Annotated in this window: 15 protein-coding genes and 1 pseudogene; 7 read left to right on the top strand and 9 right to left on the bottom strand. The window is 71.9% G+C overall.

The window, feature by feature from the left end:
* Positions 1-141 precede the first annotated feature (141 nt).
* The gene (locus ABZT87_RS04835; protein ID WP_355133642.1) at positions 142-1404 is read right to left on the bottom strand and encodes an IS256 family transposase; all 1263 of its coding nucleotides are present in this window, start codon (positions 1402-1404) and stop codon (positions 142-144) included.
* A gap of 285 nt (positions 1405-1689) precedes the next feature.
* On the opposite strand from ABZT87_RS04835, the gene ABZT87_RS04830 reads away from it, so the two are divergent.
* On the top strand, positions 1690-2073 hold the full coding sequence (locus tag ABZT87_RS04830; RefSeq protein ID WP_355133640.1) for a hypothetical protein: 384 nt from the start codon (positions 1690-1692) through the stop codon (positions 2071-2073).
* Positions 2074-2324: 251 nt separating this feature from the next.
* On the opposite strand, the gene ligD is transcribed toward ABZT87_RS04830, so the two are convergent.
* Entirely contained in the window at positions 2325-3350 is a 1026-nt protein-coding gene (ligD, locus tag ABZT87_RS04825) for a non-homologous end-joining DNA ligase (protein ID WP_355133638.1), read from the bottom strand.
* A 47-nt stretch (positions 3351-3397) separates the two neighbouring features.
* Between ligD and msrB the strand changes: the two genes are divergently transcribed.
* Positions 3398-3802, top strand: coding sequence for a peptide-methionine (R)-S-oxide reductase MsrB (gene msrB, locus ABZT87_RS04820; RefSeq protein WP_139582112.1), 405 nt, complete (start codon positions 3398-3400; stop codon positions 3800-3802).
* A gap of 9 nt (positions 3803-3811) precedes the next feature.
* On the opposite strand, the gene ABZT87_RS04815 is transcribed toward msrB, so the two are convergent.
* The 3 genes from ABZT87_RS04815 to ABZT87_RS04805 form a co-directional block, all read right to left on the bottom strand.
* Positions 3812-4399 (bottom strand): DUF305 domain-containing protein, encoded by a 588-nt coding sequence (locus ABZT87_RS04815; RefSeq protein ID WP_355133636.1) that lies wholly within the window; start codon positions 4397-4399, stop codon positions 3812-3814.
* 63 nt (positions 4400-4462) lie between these two features.
* Positions 4463-5209, bottom strand: a complete 747-nt coding sequence (locus tag ABZT87_RS04810) for a lytic polysaccharide monooxygenase (protein ID WP_354858126.1) — start codon at positions 5207-5209, stop codon at positions 4463-4465.
* 109 nt (positions 5210-5318) lie between these two features.
* Positions 5319-5594: an isoamylase early set domain-containing protein gene (locus ABZT87_RS04805; protein ID WP_354858128.1), complete on the bottom strand. Its 276-nt coding sequence runs from the start codon at positions 5592-5594 to the stop codon at positions 5319-5321.
* Between the two features lie 157 nt (positions 5595-5751).
* Here ABZT87_RS04805 and ABZT87_RS04800 point away from each other — a divergent pair, with 157 nt between their 5' ends.
* From ABZT87_RS04800 to ABZT87_RS04785, 4 genes are all read left to right on the top strand, one after another.
* Entirely contained in the window at positions 5752-6012 is a 261-nt protein-coding gene (locus ABZT87_RS04800) for a Prokaryotic metallothionein (protein ID WP_354858130.1), read from the top strand.
* Between the two features lie 179 nt (positions 6013-6191).
* A complete protein-coding gene (locus ABZT87_RS04795; RefSeq protein ID WP_355133634.1) occupies positions 6192-7136 on the top strand; it encodes a DMT family transporter in 945 nt (314 codons plus the stop codon).
* A gap of 24 nt (positions 7137-7160) precedes the next feature.
* Positions 7161-7616, top strand: coding sequence for a GNAT family N-acetyltransferase (locus ABZT87_RS04790; protein WP_355133632.1), 456 nt, complete (start codon positions 7161-7163; stop codon positions 7614-7616).
* Between the two features lie 118 nt (positions 7617-7734).
* Positions 7735-8868 (top strand): lytic polysaccharide monooxygenase, encoded by a 1134-nt coding sequence (locus tag ABZT87_RS04785; RefSeq protein ID WP_355133630.1) that lies wholly within the window; start codon positions 7735-7737, stop codon positions 8866-8868.
* Between the two features lie 51 nt (positions 8869-8919).
* Here the strand turns inward: ABZT87_RS04785 and hemQ are convergent, their stop codons facing one another.
* From hemQ to hemE, 3 genes are read right to left on the bottom strand one after another with little or no spacing between them, the layout of a single operon-like run.
* The gene (gene hemQ, locus ABZT87_RS04780) at positions 8920-9621 is read right to left on the bottom strand and encodes a hydrogen peroxide-dependent heme synthase (protein WP_355133628.1); all 702 of its coding nucleotides are present in this window, start codon (positions 9619-9621) and stop codon (positions 8920-8922) included.
* Complete coding sequence (gene hemG / locus ABZT87_RS04775; protein WP_355133626.1) at positions 9618-11027, bottom strand: protoporphyrinogen oxidase; 1410 nt, start codon at positions 11025-11027, stop codon at positions 9618-9620. The genes hemQ and hemG overlap by 4 nt, the downstream gene beginning before the upstream one ends.
* A gap of 7 nt (positions 11028-11034) precedes the next feature.
* On the bottom strand, positions 11035-12132 hold the full coding sequence (gene hemE, locus ABZT87_RS04770; RefSeq protein WP_354858140.1) for a uroporphyrinogen decarboxylase: 1098 nt from the start codon (positions 12130-12132) through the stop codon (positions 11035-11037).
* Between the two features lie 149 nt (positions 12133-12281).
* On the opposite strand from hemE, the gene ABZT87_RS04765 reads away from it, so the two are divergent.
* Positions 12282-12854, top strand: coding sequence for a DUF3000 domain-containing protein (locus tag ABZT87_RS04765; RefSeq protein WP_355133624.1), 573 nt, complete (start codon positions 12282-12284; stop codon positions 12852-12854).
* Between the two features lie 27 nt (positions 12855-12881).
* Here the strand turns inward: ABZT87_RS04765 and ABZT87_RS04760 are convergent.
* Positions 12882-13384: pseudogene (locus ABZT87_RS04760) on the bottom strand (hypothetical protein); the annotation flags it as partial.

The raw sequence follows: 13384 nt of genomic DNA, 5'->3' as shown, positions 1-13384 counted from the left end.
GTTGAACGCCTTCGCCATCACCTTCAGCGACCGCTTCCCACCTGCTGAAACCTACTAACCAAGATCGCCGAAAACACCCTTAGCGAGACAGCCCCGAGTGTGTCGATTTCCGTGTTTGGGCCTGTGGTGTGATCGAGATTGTTAGATGGTGATCCGGTCGCCGTAGGCCAGGACCAAGGCGTTGAGGGCCTTGGCCCAACCGTAGACCCGGCCGGTGATGCTCCCGCCGCCCTTGCGTTTCTGTTGGACGACGAGGTAGAGGACCTTCATCGCGGCCTGCTCGGTGGGGAAGTGCCCGCGCCGGCGGGCGGCCTGCCGGAACCGGGCGTTGAGGGACTCGATGATGTTGGTGGTGTAGAGAACCTTGCGGACCTCGTGGTCGTAGTCCAGGAACGGCACGAACTGCGGCCAGGAGGTGCGCCAGAGCCGGATCACGGCCGGATACTGGTCGCCGAACTCAGCGGCGAACACCTCGAACCGGGCCTCTGCCGCGGCGACGGTCGGAGCCGTGTAGATGTCCCGCAGGGCGGGGGTGATCTTCTGCCAGTCCTTCCGGTTCGTATAGCGCAGGCTGGCCCGCACGAGGTGCACGACGCACTGCTGGTGCACCGCCTGCGGCCAGACCTGCTCGATCGCGTCGGTCATGCCCTTGAGGCCGTCGGAGCAGACCATGAACACGTCCTCGACACCCCGGTTACGCAGCTCGGTCAGGTAACCGGCCCACTGCTTGGCGCCCTCACCGCCGGTCCCGGCCCACATGCCCAGCACGTCGCGTTCCCCGTCGAGACTGATCCCGACCACCACGTAGACAGGCCGGTTCGCGACCTGCCCCTGCCGGATCTTCATCACCAGCGCGTCGATGAACACCACCGGATAAACCCTGTCGAGCGGCCGCTGCCGCCAAGCCTCCATCTCCTCCACCACGCTGTCGGTGACCCGGCTGATCAACTCCCGAGACACGTCGGCGTCATACACATCCGCCAGATGCGCGCAGATCTCACCGGTCGTCAAGCCTTTGGCATACAGCGACAGGATCGCCTCGTTGAACCCGTCCAACCGGCGGACGTGCTTCGGCACGATCCGCGGCGCGAACGAACCCGCCCGGTCCCGAGGAACCTGAATCCGCACCGGCCCGACCTCGGTCTGCACCGTCTTTGCCCCGTGCCCGTTGCGAACGTTGGTCCGCCGGCCGGTCGCCTCGTCGACGCCGACCTCGTCGAGGTGGGCATCCAGTTCAGCGTCGAGCGCTGATTCAAGGACCGTGCGGGTGATCCCCGCGAGGAGCCCACCCGGGCCGACCAACGAGACGCCGTCGGCCTTGGCCCGCTCGACCAGCTGCTGCGCGAACTCCACCTCAGCCGCCGTCGGTTCAGGAAGCTGAACCGCCTTCTTCTTGTCTGCCATGACGTGGTCCTTCCCAGACAGGATCAACGTCCTGTCCAACGGACCACACCCAGGTCAAACACGGAAATCTACGCAGTCCCCAGCTTGTCGGCTTACGGTTCCGGCGACGCATGTCTGATGCTCACGATGAGTAACCGGTGGACGTGGGTGTCGCCCGAATCGCGGCAGAAGAGGATGCGCGACGAGTACGGGGCTAGCGTGATTGAATCGTGCGCTGCATCGGCGCGAGTAAGAGGAACTCGGTGGCCCATGATGGACGAGTTGGATGAGACGTGGAGGTGGTCCGTGTTGGACGATCTCGCCGTCATCTGGAACCGTGCCTGCGACTATGGGGCTGACGGTGAAGCGCCTAAAGGAACTCCGCTAGGGATTGCGCACCTTTCCTTCCTGCTACGTGTCTACAACTCGGCCATGGGCGGCGGCTTGGGCTTCGCCGTGGAAGTCAACGAACCTTTCCGCCTGAGACGGGCGATCGACGCGATGCGCTACTTCCGCCTGTCCGAGCTTGCTGACCTCCTGACTGAGGTCTTGAACCATGAGTCGGATGTCGAATACGCTGGATCGCGGGAACGTCAGTTTTATGACCTTCTCGGCCCAGCGGATGAGAATCTGGATAAGGCGTTCAGAGCCAAAGCGGCCGAGGCTCCAAGCGACTTCGGTCTTCGATAAAGTCCGCCGGGCTCGGGCCGAGTGTTATGTGATCTGTGCACTCATGTCAGCAGATCCGGACGCCGCCGGGTCGACCAACATGACTGGCTGTAGTTGATCGTTGCAGAGCAAGCTCGGCCGTGAGCCGCAGCCGCACTCATAGATGTCGATAACTGCCGTGCGCTCGGTGGCGATCCGGCGCCTGATCCGACGGAGCTGTTCACCCGGTTTCTGGCGTGGACCGCCCAGCCATCCCCGTGAGGCAGGGCCGGTCAGGCGCTCTCGCGCTTGGCGCGGCTGGGCTGCACGCGCTTGGGTTCGCCGGGCATCTTGGGGTGGTCCGGCGGGTACGGCAGGTCGCCCTGGCCGGCTGCGGCGTCGCGCTCGGCCCACTCCAGCAGGGGCGTGATGTCCCACGGGGCGTCGTCGATGCCGGCGTGCGGGTCGCCCTGCTCGGCGAGGCGGGTCGGGACGCTGCGCAGGTCGAAGTCGTCCGGGTCGACGTCGGGCAGCTCGTCCCAGGTCACCGGGGTGGAGACGGTGGCCCGCGGGTTGGCCCGCAACGAGTACGCGCAGGCGATCGTCCGGTCCCGGGCCATCTGGTTGTAGTCGACGAAGACCCGGGTGCCGCGCTCCTCCTTCCACCAGGCGGTGGTCACCAGGTCGGGGTTGCGGCGCTCCACCTCCCGGGCCAGCGCGATGGTGGCGCGACGCACCTCGGTGAACGTCCAGCGGGGCTGGATGCGCAGGTAGACGTGCACGCCGCGACCCCCGGAGGTCTTCGGCCAGCCGGTCGCGCCGAGCTCGTCGAGGAGCGCGCGGACCTCCCCGGCGGCCCGCGCCGCGTCGGCGAAGTCGGTGCCGGGCTGCGGGTCGAGGTCGATGCGCAGCTCGTCGGGGCGATCCACGTCGGCGGCGCGCACCGGCCACGGGTGGAAGACGATCGTGCCCATCTGTGCCGCCCAGGCCACGTGCGCCAGGTCGGCCGGGCAGAGTTCGCCCGCGCTGCGACCGCTCGGGAAGGTGATCTGGGCGGTGGTCACCCAGGGCGGCACGCCCCGCGTGGGCACCCGCTTCTGAAAGAACGCCTCACCCTCGATGCCCTCGGGGAAGCGTTGCAGCGTGGTGGGCCGGTCCCGCAGGGCGCGCATGATCCCGTCGCCGACCGCCAGGTAGTAGTGGAAGACGTCCGCCTTGGTGAACCCCCGCTGCGGGAAGATCACCCGGTCCGGACTGCTCAGCCGTACGCTGCGCCCGGCCACCTCGACCTCGGCGACCGCTGCCTTGGTGCCACCCATCCCGCGACCATATGCCACGCCCCCGACGTTCGACGTACCGTTGACGGGTGAGTCTTGACGACAACAACCTGCCCAAGACCGAGGACGAGTGGCGTGTCCGCCTGAGCCCCGAGGAGTTCCACGTCCTGCGGGAGGCCGGCACCGAACGCCCGTGGACCGGCGAGTACGTGGACACCAAGACCCAGGGCGTCTACCACTGTCGGGCCTGCGGTCTGGAACTCTTCTCCAGCGACACGAAGTTCGACTCGCACTGCGGATGGCCGAGCTTCGACGACGCCATCCCGGGCCGGGTCAAGGAGATCGAGGACCGCAGCCTCGGCATGGCGCGTACGGAGATCCGCTGCGCCCGCTGCGACAGCCACCTCGGGCACGTGTTCCACGGCGAGGGCTTCACCCCCAAGGACACCCGGCACTGCGTCAACTCGATCTCGGTCCGGCTGGAACCGCGCTGACGGGCACGCTCAGGGCGTACCCCTGAGCAGCTCGACCTCGGCGCTGCGGGACTGGTCGATCCGCCGGGCCAGGTCGCGGACCCGCTCGTTGCGGCCGACGCCGACCTGGGCCCGGGCCAGGTCGGCGGCGGCCCGCTGGTGGTCGGCGAGGACCTCGCGCAGCACCCGGTCGACGTCGGCGTCCGACGCGGCCCGCAGCCGGTCGAGCGCGGTGTCGTCGCCGTGCCCGGCGTGGTCGTGCCCGGCCGCGCTGACGCCCGGCCCGCTCGTGGGCAGCCAACCGCGCATGGCCGACAGCTCGTCGGCCTCGGTCGCCTCGATGGCGGCGGCCAGAGTGCGCAGCGCGTCGTCGCGCAGCCGGTCCCGGGCGAGCCGGACGATCTGCACCGTGCGTTCGCTGTGCCCGATCATCGTGTTCAGGAACACCACGTCGATGCCGCTCATCTCGGCTCCGGCCGGCGGCGCTCCGGCCGCCGCGGGCCCGGCCGCCGCCGACGCGGCCGGGGACGCGGGGGCCGGCGAGCCCTCCGACGGCCCGGCGCAGGCGGTGAGCAGCGACGCGGCGAGCAGGCACGTCAGCAGGGTTGCGCGGGGCATGCCGGGGGCTCCGATCATCCGGGGACGGCGACACGGGTGCGGCCGGGGCCGCACCCGTGCGGGTCAGACCTGTTGCCAGAGCGCCGGCACGTTCGGCGGCTCCCAGCCGGGGATCGCCGTGTGGGCCTGCCGGCAGCGGTACGTCAGTCCGCCGTAGGTGACCTGGTCGCCGACCTGGTACGCCCGGCCGGCGGTCCAGGTGCCACCCGTCGGGGGCGGGGTCGTCGGCGCCGTGGTCGGGCTGGTGGTCGGCCGCGGCGTGGGTGAGGTGGTCGGCGTGGGGGTGGGCGTCGACCCGCCGCCGCCGATCTGCACGTCGATGCAGGAGTAGAACGCGTTCGCGGTGTCGGCGATGTTCCACACGGCGAGGATCTTCTGGCGGCCGGAGAAGCCACCCAGGTTGACGGTGTGCGAGACCGTCGCGCCCGGCTGCTGCCCGTTGCCGTTGACCACGCCGACGCGGGTGTTGCCGATCCAGTACTCCCAGTTGCTGGTGGCGTGCCGGGCGGTGTTGACCCAGGTGAAGGTCAGTGAGCTACCGACCGACGTGGCCGGCCAGCCCCGACTGTCGTCGTTGAGGACGGCGAACTGGGCGATGCCGGCGTTGCAGCTCTTCAGACCCTTGGGCCCTTCGACGCTCTGCGGCTCGTACTTGATCTGCCCGCAGTCGGGCACCCGGCCCTGCGCGCAGAGCGCCTGCCGGCTCGGTGGGGCGGAGACGTAGCCGTGCGCCTGGGCGGGCCCAGCGACGGTGAGGGTGGCGGCGACAGCGCCCGCCGCCACCAGCGGGACGGTGATTCTTCGACGCATGGGGGCAGCTCCTTCTCCAGGTGCGGTGAGGTGCCCCCAAGGTAATTTAAACTTTATTAACAGTAAAGGGTGTGGTCGATAAATACATCGATGGTGACGACTTCGCTCCTCAGAGTCGCAGCAGGCTGCCGCGGTCGTCGACCACGTCGGCCGTCTCGTCGTCGAGCCAGACCCCGCCGCTGGCGAGATAGCGGAACCGGTACTCCCCCGGGCTGAGCTTCACGGTCACCGTCCGGGTGCCGTCGCGGCGGGCCACCAACTCGTGCCGGCCGGGCTCCCAGTCGTTGAAGGAGCCCACGACGCTCACCGGGCCGGGCGGGGCGTCCCGTGGGAGGCAGAACGTCACCCGGGTCTGGCTGCCGAAGAGCTTGTTGCGTTTGATCATGGCGATCCTCCGGGGGTCACGGCGGTTCATCGGGCCTAACGGACGACACGCCGGAGCCGACACGCCGCCCGGCCCGACCAGCTGGCGGTAATTCGCCCGCCGCCACCCTGCCCTGAGGCACTCTGGTGGCACATGTCCTGATACGGGGGGTTTTTCGGTGGCAACCTGCGAGGTCTGCGGCAACGACTACTGGATGGCGTTCGAGGTGCACACCGTCAGCGGTGACGTGCACACCTTCGACTCGTTCGAGTGCGCGATCCACCGCATGGCACCCATCTGCGAACACTGCCAGATCAAGATCGTCGGGCACGGCGTGGAGGTCAACGGCCGGTTCTTCTGCTGCGGGCACTGCGCCCGCGCGGTCGAGGGCACCGAGGGCGCCGAGATCCGCGACGCCGTCGGCGCCCGCCCCGCCTGACCGCGCGCCCTGCGGTACGGTCGCCCGATGCGGCCACTGCTGGGCGTCCTGCCCCCGCCGCGCTCCTGAGCGGAGCGCCGCGCGCCACACCGACCGGGTGACCGACCCGGGCCGGCCAGTTCGCCGTACGCGCTCCGTCGACGTCGTCCCCGTCAACGTCACCCCACCGGAGCGCACCCGTGTCCACGTCCCGTACCGCGCCGCCGGCCGCCCCGGCCCCGGCCGCCCTGAAGGCCCGCACCGGCCTGATCCAGATCACCGTCACCGGAGTCCTGTGGGGCACCACCGGCGTGGCGGTGCAACTGCTGCGCGAGGGCACCGGGCTCAGCCCGGTGAGCATCGGCTTTTTCCGCCTCGCGATCGCCGCGCTCGTCCTGCTGGCGTGCACCGCCGGCCGGCTCCGCACGCTTCCGGCCGCCCTGCGCGCGGCACCCGTACCGCTGCTGCTCACCGGCGTCGGCCTCGGCCTCTACCAGGCGCTCTACTTCGCCGCCGTGGCGCTCGCCGGGGTCAGCGTGGCCACCGTGGTGAGCCTGGGCCTGGCGCCGGTGCTCGCCGCGACCTGGGAGTCGCTGCGGGCCCGCCGGCTCCCCGGCCCGGTACGCCTCGGCACCCTGGTCACCGCCGTGGCCGGGCTCGCCCTGATCACCGGGGCCACCGCCGAGCCCACCACGGCCGCGCCGGCCCCGCTGCTGGGCCTGCTCGCGGCCGCCGGGTCCGGCCTCGGGTACGCGGTGACGACCCTGATCAGCCGCCAGATGTCGCAGCACACCGCACCGATGACACTGACTACCATCTCCACTGTGGTCGGCGCGCTGACCCTGGCGCCGATGGCACTGGTCGCCGGCGTCGCCGTCGACGTACGCCTCGACACCCTGGCGCTGCTGCTGCACCTCGGCGTCGTCACCACCGCCGTGGCGTACGCGCTGTTCTACGCCGGGCTGCGCACGACCGCGGGCAGCGTCGCGGCCGTGCTGACCCTGCTCGAACCGCTGACGGCGGCGGCGCTGGCCGTGGCGCTGCTGCACGAGCCGCTCCCACTGCCGGTGCTCCTCGGCGGCGCGCTGCTGCTCGCCGCCGTGGCCGCCACCTACCTCGCACCGACCCGTGGGGACGCCGCGTGAGCCGGCCCGGCCTACCATCGGTGGGTGTCCCAGCAGACCACCGAGATCCGGGTGGCGTCCTTCGCCGACCTGGACGCCCGCACCTTCCACGACCTGCTCAAGCTGCGCATCGACGTGTTCGTGGTGGAGCAGAACTGCCCCTACCCCGAGCTCGACGGGCGGGACGTGGAGCCGGGCACCCGCCACCTCTGGTTGACCGACGGCGGGGCGCCGCTGGCGTACCTGCGGATCCTCGCCGACCCCGACGGCGCCGCCCGGATCGGTCGGGTGGTGGTGGCCCCGCAGGCGCGCGGCGGCGGGCAGGCGGGCCGGCTGATGACGGCGGCGCTGGATCTGGTCGGCAACCGGCCCTGCGTGCTGGAGGCCCAGTCGCACCTGGTCGATTTCTACGCCCGGCACGGCTTCGCGGTGAGCGGCCCGGAGTACGTCGAGGACGGCATCCCGCACACCCCGATGCGCCGCAAGGTCATTGACGTCTGACGATCGACCTGGCATCGTGCCGGGTAGAGCCATCGCGGGAGCAACGCAGTAGGCACGGGAGCGGGCAACTCCCGGCTGTCCGGGTGTCGTCGTCCGACCTCATCCCCCCGGGGGCTCCATGTCCACTCTCGCCCGATCACCACGCGTGCTCCGGCCACTCGCCATCGCGGCGGCCGCCACGCTCCTGCTGACCACCGCGCTGAGCGTCGCGCTGGTCCAGCCCGCCTCCGCGCACGGCTCGGTCGTCGACCCGGCCTCGCGCAACTACAGCTGCTGGCAACGCTGGGGCAGCGACTTCCAGAATCCCCGGATGGCCACCGAGGACCCGATGTGCTGGCAGGCCTGGCAGGCCGACCCGCAGGCCATGTGGAACTGGAACGGGCTGTTCCGCGAGGGTGTGGCCGGCAACCACCAGGCCGCCGTCCCCAACGGTCAACTGTGCAGCGGCGGACGCACACAGAACGGTCGCTACAACGCCCTGGACACCGTCGGCGCGTGGAAGGCCACCCCGGTGTCGAACAACTTCCGGCTGCGCTTCTTCGACCAGGCCAGCCACGGCGCCGACTACATCCGGGTGTACGTGACCAAGCAGGGCTTCAACTCGTCGACCGAGGCGCTCGGCTGGGACGACCTCGAGCTGGCCGGCCAGATCGGCAACACCCCGGCGTCGCAGTGGAACCCGGACACCGGTGGCGTCTCCATCCAGATCCCGGTCAGCGCGCCGGGCCGCACCGGGCGGCACATCGTCTACACCGTCTGGCAGGCCAGCCACCTGGACCAGTCGTACTACCTGTGCAGTGACGTGGACTTCTCCGGCGGCACGAGCACCCCGCCGCCCACCACGCCGCCGCCGACGACCCCGCCGCCCACCACGCCACCGCCCACCACCCCGCCCCCGAGCACGCCGCCCCCGAGCACGCCGCCGCCGAGCACTCCCGCGCCGGCCGGCGCCTGCTACGCGACGTACACGATCACCGGTCAGTGGGCCGGCGGCTTCCAGGCCGAGGTGAAGGTGACCGCGGGGGTCAACTCGCCGACGCAGAGCTGGTCGGTGAGCTGGAACTTCAACAACGGTCAGAAGGTCGCGTCCGCGTGGAACGCCAACGTCACCACCAACGGCACACTGGTGACCGCGCGCAACGTGAACTACAACGGCGTCCTGGCCGGCGGAGCGAGCACCACGTTCGGCTTCCTCGGCTCGTGGACCGGCAGCAACCCCGTTCCCCTGGTCTCCTGTACGAAGACCAGTTGATCCCCGTCCGGCGCCGCACCCGGGCGGGGGTGCGGCGCCGGCCGGCGGGGATCAGACCAGGCAGTTGACGATCTCGGCGACCGACCGGCGGCGGCCCGTGTAGAACGGGACCTCCTCGCGGACGTGCCGGCGGGCCCCGGAGGCGCGCAGGTCCCGCATCAGGTCGACGATCCGGTGCAGCTCGTCGGCCTCGAACGCGAGCATCCACTCGTAGTCGCCCAGCGCGAACGAGGCGACCGTGTTGGCGCGTACGTCCGGGTAGCCGCGGGCCATCTTGCCGTGCTCGGCCAGCATCTCGCGCCGCTCGGCGTCGGGCAGCAGGTACCACCCGTACGAGCGCACGAACGGGTAGACGCACAGGTAGGGGCGGGCCTCCTCGCCGGCGAGGAACGCCGGGATGTGGCTCTTGTTGAACTCCGCCGGCCGGTGCAGCGCCATCTGCGACCAGACCGGGGTCAGCGCCCGGCCCAGCGTGGTGCGGCGGAACCGCAGGTACGCGTCCTGCAGCGCGTCGCTCGACGCGGAGTGCCACCAGATCATCACGTCCGCGTCGGCGCGCAGCCCGGAGACGTCGTACACGCCCCGGATCACCACGTCCTTGCCGGCCAGCTCGTCGAAGAGGGACTCGACCTCACCGGTGACGTTGTCCCGCAGGGACGGCAGTGGGGCGCTGGCCCGGAACACCGACCACATCGTGTAACGGATGCTGTCGTTCAGCTCCCGCAACCGGGCCGCGTTGGTCTGCTCGGTCATCTCGCCGATCCTCCCAGTGCTGTGATGATCTCGTCGGCCGCCGTCTCGCCGGAGCGGACGCAGACCGGTATGCCGACACCGTCGTAGCCGGCGCCGGCCAGGGCCAGGGTGGGATGCGCGGCCCGCAGCGCCGTCCGCGCGGCGGTCACCCGGTCGGCGTGCCCCGGGGTGTACTGGGGCAGCGCGCCGCCCCACCGCTGCACGTGCCCGTCGACCGGGGCGGGCAGCGGGGCGCCGAGCACCGCCGACAGCTCCCGGTGCACGGTCGCGGCCAGGTCCGCGTCCGGGCGTTGGAGCTGCGCCTCCTCGCCGTAGCGGCCCACCGAGGCGCGCACCAGCGCCAGCCCGTCCGGCCGCCGCAGGTGCCCCCACTTCGTGGTGAAGAACGTGGCCGCCTTGATCAGCAGCCCTTCAATGCTCGGCACCAGGAAGCCGGACAGCTCGGGCAGCAGCGGCTGCGGCAACGCCAGGGTGACCAGCGCGACGCTCGCGTAGTCCAGCTCGCCCACGGCCGAGGCGGCCACCGGGGCCGGGCCGGCGAGCAGCCGGGCCGCCGGCCGGGCCGGCACAGCCAGCACCACGGCGTCCACGTCGACCAGCTCCGGATCGCGGGTCGGGCCGACGGTGAGCCGCCAACCCGTGCCGGTGGGCGTGAGCTCACGCACCGCGGCGTCCCGTCGTAACGTCGCGCCGCTGGCCGTCACCGCCGCCTCGACCAGGGTGCTGAGCCCACCCGCCAGGGTGCCGAAGACCGGGGCGCCCGGCGCGCGCGGCGCGGCGGCCTGCGCCGCCCGGACCGCGCCGACCAGGGTGTGCTCCACCCGCGCGGCACGGGCCAGCGCCGGCATCGTGGTGACCAGCGACAGGTCGTCCGCGCGGCCCGCGTACACGCCACCCAGCATGGGGTCGACCAGCCGGTCGACCACCTCGTCGCCGAAACGGGACCGGACCAGCGCGCCCACCGAGACGTCCGCGTCCGGCCCGACCAGCGGCCGGCCGCCGTCGGTGTCGGCGTCCGCGGCCGGGCGCGCGACCGTGGCCACCCGCTCCAGATCCCCGGGTACGCCCACCAGCGTCCCGCCCGGGATGGGGCGCAGCCCTCCGTCGACGACAAGCGCGGCCTGCCCGACGCTGGGGTGCACGATCTTCTCGGCCAGCCCGAGCCGGCGAGCCAACGCCACCGCCGCGCTCTCGGCCCCGGTCGGGTCGCGCATCAGGAACGACTCGGCGCCGAACTCCACCGGCGCGCCGGCCAACGTCCCGGTGCGCAGCTTGCCGCCCACCGCGCCGGACTGCTCGTACACAGTGATCTCGGTGCCCTCCGGCGCGCGGTCGCGCAGCCGGACCGCGGCGGCCAGTCCGGCGATCCCGCCGCCGACCACCGCCACCCGCCAGGGCTGCCGCATCGCCGTGTCAGCCCTGGTCGGCCCGGCGGCTGGAGACCTCGTGCACCAGCGCGACCACCCGGGTCAGCACGTCCGGGTCGGTCTCCGGCAGCACACCGTGGCCGAGGTTGAACACGTGCCCGGGGGCCGCCCGCCCCTGCGCCAGGATCCGGCGCACCTCGGCCTCCACCACCGGCCACGGCGCGAGCAGCACGGTCGGGTCCAGGTTGCCCTGCACCGCCTTGTCCGGGCCGATCCGGTGCGTGGCCACGTCCAGCGGAGTACGCCAGTCGACGCCGACCACGTCCGCGCCGGCCTCGCCCATCGCGCCGAGCAGCTCGGCGGTGCCGACCCCGAAGTGGATGCGCGGCACGCCCGCGTGCGCCAGCCCGCTCAGCACGGCCGTCGAGTGCGGCAGCACGTAACGGCGGTAGTCGGCCTCGGAGAGCGCGCCCGCCCACGAGTCGAACAGCTGCACGGCGGACACGCCGGCCTCGATCTGCACCCGCAGGAAGGCCAGCGTCACCTCGGCCAACCGGCCGCAGAGCGCGTGCCACAGCTCGGGATCGCCGTACATCAGCGCCTTGGTCTTCGCGTGGGTCCGCGACGGGCCGCCCTCGACCAGGTAGCTGGCCAGGGTGAACGGCGCGCCGGCGAAGCCGATCAGCGGGGTGTCGCCCAGCTCGACCACCAGTTGGCGGACGGCCTCGTCCACGTACGGGACGTCGTCGCGGCCGATCGGGCGGATCCGCTCGATGTCGGCGGCGGTACGGATCGGCTCGGCCACCACCGGGCCGGTGCCCGGCACGATGTCCAGGTCGATCCCGGCCGCGGCGACCGGCACCACGATGTCGCTGAACAGGATGGCCGCGTCGACCCCGTGCCGGCGCACCGGCTGGAGGGTGATCTCGGTGACCAGCTCCGGGCGACGGCAGGACTCCAGCATCGGCACGGTGGCCCGGATCTCCCGGTACTCCGGCAGTGAGCGGCCAGCCTGGCGCATGAACCAGACCGGGGTGTGCGGGCCGGGCCGACGCCGACAGGCCCGGATGAAGGGCGAGTCGGCCGGGCCGCCGGGGCGCGGGTGTCCGTCTCGGGCGGCAGTGCCCGTGGTGTCCGTGGTCATCGCCGCAATCGTGCCACGCCGCCCGACCCCAGCCCGCCGCGGGTGAACGGAAGGGGACGCACCTAACGTCCGTCGCGCGGCCGGGCGGTCGGGGTACGTGTCGGCGCGCCGTCGAAGCGGGTGGGCCGACGGCGGCATAGGCTGCCGACATGGCCCCCCCGATCGCGCTCCCGGAGACCTTCGCCCGCGCGGTCGCCGGGCTGCGGTCGCCGGCACCCCGACCGGAGATCACCCTCGAGGAGGTCGGCGCCCCCCAGCGGCTCGCGCCGTTCACGTTCGCGCTCTCCGCGACGGTGCTGCGCGACGACGACGAGGTGGCCACCGGCCGGCTGATCCTCCTGCACGACCCGGCCGGGCACGAGGCCTGGCAGGGCACGCTGCGACTGGTCACCTACGTGACGGCGGAGTTGGAGGTCGACCTCGCCGCCGACCCGCTGCTCCCCGGGGTCGGCTGGACGTGGCTGACCGACGCCCTCGACACCCAGGACGCGGGTCACCGGGCGATCGGCGGGACGGTCACCCAGACCATGTCGACCCGGTTCGGCGACCTCGCCGGGCCACCGACGGCCGGCGACATCGAGATCCGCGCCTCCTGGACGCCCGTCGACGACGACCTCGCCCCCCACCTGCTCGGCTGGTGCGCCCTGCTCGCCTCGACGGCCGGCCTGCCCCCACCCGGGGTCACCGCCCTGGCCGACCGCCGTCCGGCCGCCACCGCCTGAAACCCCGGCGGCGGCCGGCACAGCGGATCAGAGGTAGTTCTCCGCCTCGTCGCACACCTTGTCGAGGCCCTTCATCGCCGCGTCGTACGCGCCCTTGTTCCCCGCCGCCGCCGCACCCAGCGCGGTGGTCAGCTTGTCCAGGCAGCTCGCGATGACCTTCTTCTGCCGGGCCTGCTCGTCGCGGTCGTTGCGGGTGCCGGTCAGGTCCTGCTCGGTGTTGTCGAGCTTGTCCTGCATGGCCTGCAGATCGGTCTTGAGCTTCCCGATCTCGGTGGTGTTGGCCGCGATCGTCCCGTCGCGCTGGCTGACCTGACCGGTGAGGCGCTTCTCGGTCCGGTTCAGCTCGTTGTTCTTGGTCACGAACAGCCCGGTCATCACCCCGCTGAGCACGAAGAGCAGCGCGGCCACCAGGGCCAGCACCAGCACCGCGCGACCCCGCCGCGGAGCCGCGGCAGCGCCGTACGGCACCATCCCGGGCGGGCCCGACATGGGCTGCCCGTACGCCGGGCCGGAGACCGGCGGCGCGGACA

This window comes from Micromonospora sp. NPDC005237 (genome assembly GCF_040607775.1).
GTDB lineage: Bacteria > Actinomycetota > Actinomycetes > Mycobacteriales > Micromonosporaceae > Micromonospora.
Note: the sequence above shows the minus strand (reverse complement) of the source record. Positions and strands in the feature narration are given on the sequence as shown.

Coding starts and splice junctions, on each gene's coding strand:
- ABZT87_RS04810 (WP_354858126.1), bottom strand. CDS start 5,209: ATGCGTCGAAGAATCACCGTCCCGCTGGTGGCGGCGGGCGCTGTCGCC.
- hemE (WP_354858140.1), bottom strand. CDS start 12,132: ATGACCACGGACACCACGGGCACTGCCGCCCGAGACGGACACCCGCGC.
- ABZT87_RS04785 (WP_355133630.1), top strand. CDS start 7,735: ATGTCCACTCTCGCCCGATCACCACGCGTGCTCCGGCCACTCGCCATC.
- ABZT87_RS04805 (WP_354858128.1), bottom strand. CDS start 5,594: ATGATCAAACGCAACAAGCTCTTCGGCAGCCAGACCCGGGTGACGTTC.
- ligD (WP_355133638.1), bottom strand. CDS start 3,350: ATGGGTGGCACCAAGGCAGCGGTCGCCGAGGTCGAGGTGGCCGGGCGC.
- ABZT87_RS04815 (WP_355133636.1), bottom strand. CDS start 4,399: ATGCCCCGCGCAACCCTGCTGACGTGCCTGCTCGCCGCGTCGCTGCTC.
- hemG (WP_355133626.1), bottom strand. CDS start 11,027: ATGCGGCAGCCCTGGCGGGTGGCGGTGGTCGGCGGCGGGATCGCCGGA.
- ABZT87_RS04835 (WP_355133642.1), bottom strand. CDS start 1,404: ATGGCAGACAAGAAGAAGGCGGTTCAGCTTCCTGAACCGACGGCGGCT.
- ABZT87_RS04765 (WP_355133624.1), top strand. CDS start 12,282: ATGGCCCCCCCGATCGCGCTCCCGGAGACCTTCGCCCGCGCGGTCGCC.
- hemQ (WP_355133628.1), bottom strand. CDS start 9,621: ATGACCGAGCAGACCAACGCGGCCCGGTTGCGGGAGCTGAACGACAGC.